We start from the raw sequence: 6,061 nt of genomic DNA on the forward strand, positions 1-6,061 counted from the left end.
CCCCGCCCCGCCGGTCCGCGTACAGCCGGTCCTCATACCAACGGTCCTCATACCGACGGGCCGGCGGTGACGGGCAACGCCGCCCGCTCGGGCCCGGTGGCCGGGGCGCCCGGCGCGGCGGCTAGGGCCAGCGCTATCCCGTCGAGGATGTCGCGTTCGCTTGCCACCACCGCCGCGGCGCCCGTTCGCTCGACCAGGGTGCGCAGCACGAGCGCGCCGGCGGCGATAACGTCCACCCGACCCGGGTGCATCACCGGCAGGGCCGCGCGCTGGTCGTGCGTCATCCTCAGCAGCCGGTCCGTGACCTGCGCGACCTGCTCCGCCGCCGTCACGGACAGGTGGATGCGGGCCGGGTCGTACTCGGGGAGATCAGCCGCGAGGGCGGCGACCGTGGTGACGGTCCCCGCGACGCCGACCAGCGTCGCCGCCTCGGTCAGGGGCACGGTGCGGGCGGCGATGTCGAGTGCCGCGTGCACGTCGGCAACGATCGCCGCGGCCTGCGCGCCGGTCGGCGGATCATCGTGCAGGTGCCGCTCCGCCAGCCGCACGCATCCGACGTTCACCGAGCGGGCGGCCCGCACCCCGCTCGCGTCCCCGAGGACGAGTTCGGTCGAGCCGCCGCCGATGTCGGCGAGCAGGATCGGCGTGGCGACCGGGTCGGATCCCGCCGCGCCCGCCCCCGTCGACGCGCCCTCGACCGAACCGGCAAGCGAACCGGCAAGCGAACCGGCTCGGCCGACGAGGTCACCGATGGCGCCACCGAAAGACAGGGCCGCCTCCTCGTCCCCGCTGATCACCTCGGGGTCCACACCGAGGATTGCGCGGACCCCGGCGACGATCTCATGACGGTTGCGCGCGTCGCGGGTCGCGCTCGTGGCGACCATCCGCACCCGTGAGGCTCCCAGCCGCTCGATCTGCTCGGCATAGTCCCGCAGCGCGGTGAAGGTGCGGGCGAGCGCCTCCGGCGCGAGCTCACCGGTCCGGTCGACCCCGACCCCCAGCCGGACGATCTCCATCTGGCGGGTCAGCTCGTACAGGGTCGATCCCTCGACGTCCGCCACCAGCAGACGGATCGAGTTGGTTCCACAGTCGATCGCGGCGACCCGACTCACGGTCTCTCCTCCCCGGTCAAATCCCCTATCGGATCTCTATCGGATCCTCCGTCGGGTCCCCTATCGGATCCCCCTGTCGAACGACTGCCGGTCGGTCCGTCGCCCGCCGGCCCGCCGCCTGAGGCGGGTCCGGGCTGCGGGCCTCGTCGACGCCCGGACATCGGCCACCGGCCACGCACGGCCCCCGCCGCCCCCAGTCGGGAACAGCCGCAAGGGCCTCATCACCGAACGGATTGACTCCCGGACCCATGGCGAGACTGTGCGCTACGAGGACGTGCAGGCACTTGACCCGATCGGGCATGCCACCCGCGCTCGGGGCCGCGGGCAGCACCTCGTGCGCGTCGCGCCGGGCGAGGTAGTCCCGGTGGGCGGCGGCGTAGGCGGCGGCGAGCCGCGAATCCTCCGCCAGCCGGGCTGTCATCTCGCGCATCACCCCGGCCCCCTCCAGCCGCGAGATCGCCGACGCGGCCCGGGGGCAGGTGAGGTAGTACAGGGTCGGGAAGGGGGTGCCGCCGGCAAGCCGCGGTGCGGTCTCGACCACGTCGGGAAGACCGCACGAGCAGCGATGAGCCACCGCGAGGACGGCTCGCGGCTCGCGGGAGAGCTGACAGCGCACAATCTCGAGATCCTCGGCCGTCACCGCCGGTAGCATGCTCGCCCCCTCACCATCATCACCGTCCGCCAGGACCGTTCCTTCGCCCTTCGCCGCACCGGGGCCGGGGCTCCCGCCCCGTGACCGCTACGGCGTCGAGATCTCCGACCAGAGCCGGGCGTACCAGGCCGAACCCCCGGACGACCCGCCGCGGGTCTCGTCGCCGTCCTTGGTGGGTGCCGGTTTGATCGGCATCAGGTACGCCCGTTCACCGGGCTTGACGTAATGCAGCCGACGGCGCGCCTCGTCCTCGACCCAGGCCTGGTCGTCGTAGCGCTCGACCGTCGCCCGCAGCTCATGGACCCTCGCCTGGGCTTGCGCGTTGGTCCGGCTCAGCTCGGAGAGCTTGGCCTGCTGCTGCAGGTACAGCCGCAGCGGATAAGCGAGGGTCAGGACCAGCACGCAGATCACGACGGCGAGCAGGGTCGCCCTCGTGGTCAGCGCGGTGTTCCGCGGCGGCATGGGATCAGCCGGCCTGCCCGTGGCGGGGGAACGCAGCGGCGCCCGCGTACCGGGCCGCGTCGTCGAGTTCCTCCTCGATGCGCAGCAGCTGGTTGTACTTCGCGACCCGCTCCGAGCGCGCCGGGGCGCCAGTCTTGATCTGACCGCAGTCGACCGCGACGGCGAGGTCGGCGATGGTGGTGTCCTCGGTCTCGCCGGACCGGTGGGACATCATCGCCCGGTAGCCGCTACGGTGGGCCAGGTTCACCGCGTCAAGCGTCTCGGTCAGCGTGCCGATCTGGTTCACCTTCACCAGCAGGGCGTTCGCGGCCTTCAAGGCGATCCCGCGGGCCAGCCGCTCCGGGTTGGTCACGAACAGGTCGTCCCCGACGAGCTGCACCTTGCCACCGAGCCGCTCGGTGAGCGCCACCCAGCCGTCCCAGTCATCCTCGGCCAGCGGGTCCTCGATGGAGACGATCGGGTATGCGGAGACGAGCTCGGCATAGTAGTCGATCAGGTACTCGGCGCTACGCGAGTTGCCCTCGAAGGCGTACGACCCGTCCGCGTAGAACTCGGTGGAGGCGACGTCCAACGCCAGGGCGATGTCCGTCCCCAGGGCGAAGCCGGCCTTGTCGATCCCCTCGGCGATGAGGTCGAGAGCCTCGCGGTTGGTGGGCAGGCTCGGCGCGCAGCCGCCCTCGTCGCCCACGCCGGTCGCCAAGCCCCGCGCCTTCAGCACGCTCTTGAGCGCATGGTAAACTTCCGCACCCCAGCGCAGCGACTCGGCGAAGGTGCTCGCGCCGATCGGAGCAATCATGAACTCCTGGATATCGACGTTGGTGTCGGCGTGGGCACCACCGTTGAGGATGTTCATCATCGGCACCGGGAGCAGGTGCGCGGTCGGGCCTCCCAGGTACCGGAACAGCGGCAGGCCACTCGACGACGCCGCCGCCTTGGCCACCGCCAGGCTGACCCCGAGCAGGGCGTTGGCGCCGAGGGCCGACTTGCCCGGGGTGCCGTCGAGGTCAATGAGCGTCGCGTCGAGAAGACGCTGCTCGGTGGCCTCCAACTCCATAATCGCCGGACCGATCCGGTCGATTACCGCGGCCACGGCCTTGGTCACGCCCTTGCCGCCGTAGCGGTTGTCCCCGTCGCGCAGCTCGACAGCCTCGAAGGCGCCGGTGCTCGCCCCGCTGGGCACCGCGGCGCGGCCCAGCGTGCCGTCCTCCAGAACGACCTCGACCTCGACGGTGGGGTTGCCGCGCGAGTCAAGGATCTCGCGGGCTCCGACGGCCTCGATGGACGGCACGGCTTCGACCTCCGGTATGCGCTCTGACACGGAACGATGACGCGGTGGCAGCAGCGGACCGCCACGAGCCGGTGACCGGAAGCCACCACACCGCGGCAGGCCACCGGGGCAGACCCTGATGGCCTGCCGCGGATCGCAGCGCGGGACGAGCGGTGCCGTCCGGACGAAACCGGTCGCTGCGAGACTACCGTCGCCCCACGGCGACGCGACGCCGGTCCCGGCCCGGCGCGGCGCGTCCATTCACCCGCGGCGCGTCCATTCACCGGCCACCCGACGGTCATTCCACCGCCTGCCTGGCCGTCGGGCACCCGGACGTCGATCCTCCCGCGGACGGCGGTGTCACGCATCCCACAGGCCGGCGAGTTCGTTGTGGGCCACCGGTGCGGACCGGCTAACCGATCCGCCCGATCGGCGGCATGACCAGCGGACCGGCCGAGGGCAGACCGAGCCGCGCCGCCAGCGGTGCCAGCGCCCCCCAGCCCGGGACGAAGCCGGCACCGGGACCGGGGCCGAGCAGGCCCAGGGCGGACCCGGCCACCGACCCGGCCACGGACGCGGCGGCCCCGCGGTCCTCGCTGGACTTCGGCGACCGGACCCGTTCCAGCACCGACGGCTTGGGCGTCAGCCGCACCCGCGGGGTCTCACCGGCCGGCAGACCGGCGCGCGACCAGGCAAGTTCGATCGCCTGCGCCAACCCGCCGAGGACGTCCACCAAGCCGTGCGCATGGGCGTCCGCGCCGGTCCACACCCGGCCGCGGGCCAGCTGGTGCGCCTGGTCCCGGGACAGTCCGCGAGCGGTCGCTACCTTGTCGACGAAGTCGGCGTAGACCCGGTCCAGGAACTCCTCCAGCTTCTCCCGCTCCCCCGGGGTGAAGGGCCGCCGCGGCGACATCATCAGCGCATGCTCACCCTCCGCGACGGCACCGAAGCTCACTCCCACCTTGTCGAGCAGGCCGCTGATCACCTGCTTGCCGGCGAACACCCCGATCGAGCCGGTCAGCGTGCCGGGGTTCGCCACGATCGCATCGGATCCCAGGGCGACGAAGTAGCCACCAGAGGCCGCCACGTCACCCATCGAGACGATCAGCGGCCGACCGCTGGCCCGGAACCGCTCGGCCTCCCGGCGGACCAGGTCGGATGCGACGTAGGAACCCCCAGGGCTGCTCACCCGGAACACCGCCGCCGCCACCGCGGGATCACGCGCGGCGGAGCGGAAGGCCGCCGCGGTGGCCTCCGCGGCGAGCACCGGCCCGGAGAACGGACCCGGGGCACCGTGTCCGAGGACGACCGGCCCGGTCCCGTGGATGAGCGCGATGACCGCCTTCTTCGGGTCGCGATGCGGCGCCGTCACGGAGGGGGCCAGCGCACTCGTCCCGATGCCCGCGGCCTCGTCCGGGTGGAGGTGAGCCTCCCCGGCGCCGTCGGGACGGGAGCCGTCCCGATCATCGGGAGCCTCGCGGAAGAAGAAAGCCGCCGGGCCGCCGGCCGCCAGCGCCGCTACACGGCGCGCCGGGAACTTCTCCCACCGCTCGACGGACCGCCGGTAGGCGGAGGCGTACATCAGAACCGGCTCCGCGCCGGGCCCGCGGCGCGCATCGTCCCGGCCCGCGCCCTCCCCATCATCCTCGAATCCGGCCAACGGCCCCCGCGTCACCCGTTCCCGTGCCGCCGCGTACACCTCGTCGCGGTAGCCGAGACGGTCGACGAGACCGGTGTCGAGCGCGACGGACCCGGCCAGCGGTCCGAGATCGATCAGACGCCGGACCCGGTCGGTGGACAGCCCGCGTCCCTCGGCGATGCCGGCCACGATCTGGTCGGAGCTGGACTCGATGATCCGGCTGACCGCCTCCAGGTGCGCCGGGGTGAAGTCCCGCTCCACCAGCGTGTTGACGGCGTTCTTGTACTCGTACCGCTGGCCGATCTCGACGGAGATGCCGAGCCGGTCGAGCGCTCCTCGCAGGAACGGCGCCTCCATCCCGAGACCGGTCAGGCCGCAGTCACCGGGCGGGGCGAGCCAGATCTCGTCGAACGCGCAGGCCAGATAGTAGGGCGCCGTGCCGCCCCCGAACTCCCCGAAGGTGTCCGCGTAGGCGATGGCGGTGCCACCGGCCGCACGAAACGCGGCGATCGCGGCGCGAATCTCCTGGATACGTGCCAGCGGCATCCCGCAGGCGGCGATGTGCGCAACTACGACGGACACCCGGGGATCCTCGGTCGCGTACCGTAGGCCTTCGACAACATCCCGCAGGGTCGTCCGGCGCCGGGCGAGCGCCAGGGTGATCGGGTCGGTGGGGGCGCCTTCGATCGGGTCGACCGTCAGATCAAGTTCAAGGACGATCGGAGCCGTCCGCCGCGCCGCGATCTGGCGGACGTCGGCCAGCGCCTTACGTGGGATGGCAGCCATGCCCTCAGAGGCTAGTCTTCCCCCACACGGCGCCTTCGGCGCAGTGCGGGGACCCCTGGCACCAGGCGCCGTACGGGGTCTCCGTTCAGTCGCCTCCGGCGACCTCTCTGAGATAACCAACAGACAGCCCACGACGCAATGCC

Annotated in this window: 5 protein-coding genes; all 5 read right to left on the reverse strand. The window is 72.4% G+C overall.

The window, feature by feature from the left end:
• Positions 1–47 precede the first annotated feature (47 nt).
• Entirely contained in the window at positions 48–1,112 is a 1,065-nt protein-coding gene (locus AC08OJ_RS17915) for a Ppx/GppA phosphatase family protein (protein ID WP_476596341.1), read from the reverse strand.
• A gap of 25 nt (positions 1,113–1,137) precedes the next feature.
• A complete protein-coding gene (locus tag AC08OJ_RS17920; protein WP_476594374.1) occupies positions 1,138–1,764 on the reverse strand; it encodes a DUF501 domain-containing protein in 627 nt (208 codons plus the stop codon).
• Between the two features lie 87 nt (positions 1,765–1,851).
• The gene (locus AC08OJ_RS17925) at positions 1,852–2,226 is read right to left on the reverse strand and encodes an FtsB family cell division protein (RefSeq protein ID WP_462185955.1); all 375 of its coding nucleotides are present in this window, start codon (positions 2,224–2,226) and stop codon (positions 1,852–1,854) included.
• Between the two features lie 4 nt (positions 2,227–2,230).
• Positions 2,231–3,514 (reverse strand): phosphopyruvate hydratase, encoded by a 1,284-nt coding sequence (eno, locus tag AC08OJ_RS17930; RefSeq protein WP_476594375.1) that lies wholly within the window; start codon positions 3,512–3,514, stop codon positions 2,231–2,233.
• 391 nt (positions 3,515–3,905) lie between these two features.
• A complete protein-coding gene (gene sppA, locus AC08OJ_RS17935; RefSeq protein ID WP_476594376.1) occupies positions 3,906–5,918 on the reverse strand; it encodes a signal peptide peptidase SppA in 2,013 nt (670 codons plus the stop codon).
• Positions 5,919–6,061 lie beyond the last annotated feature (143 nt).

The sequence above is a fragment of the Frankia sp. CgKIO3 genome (assembly GCF_977946435.1).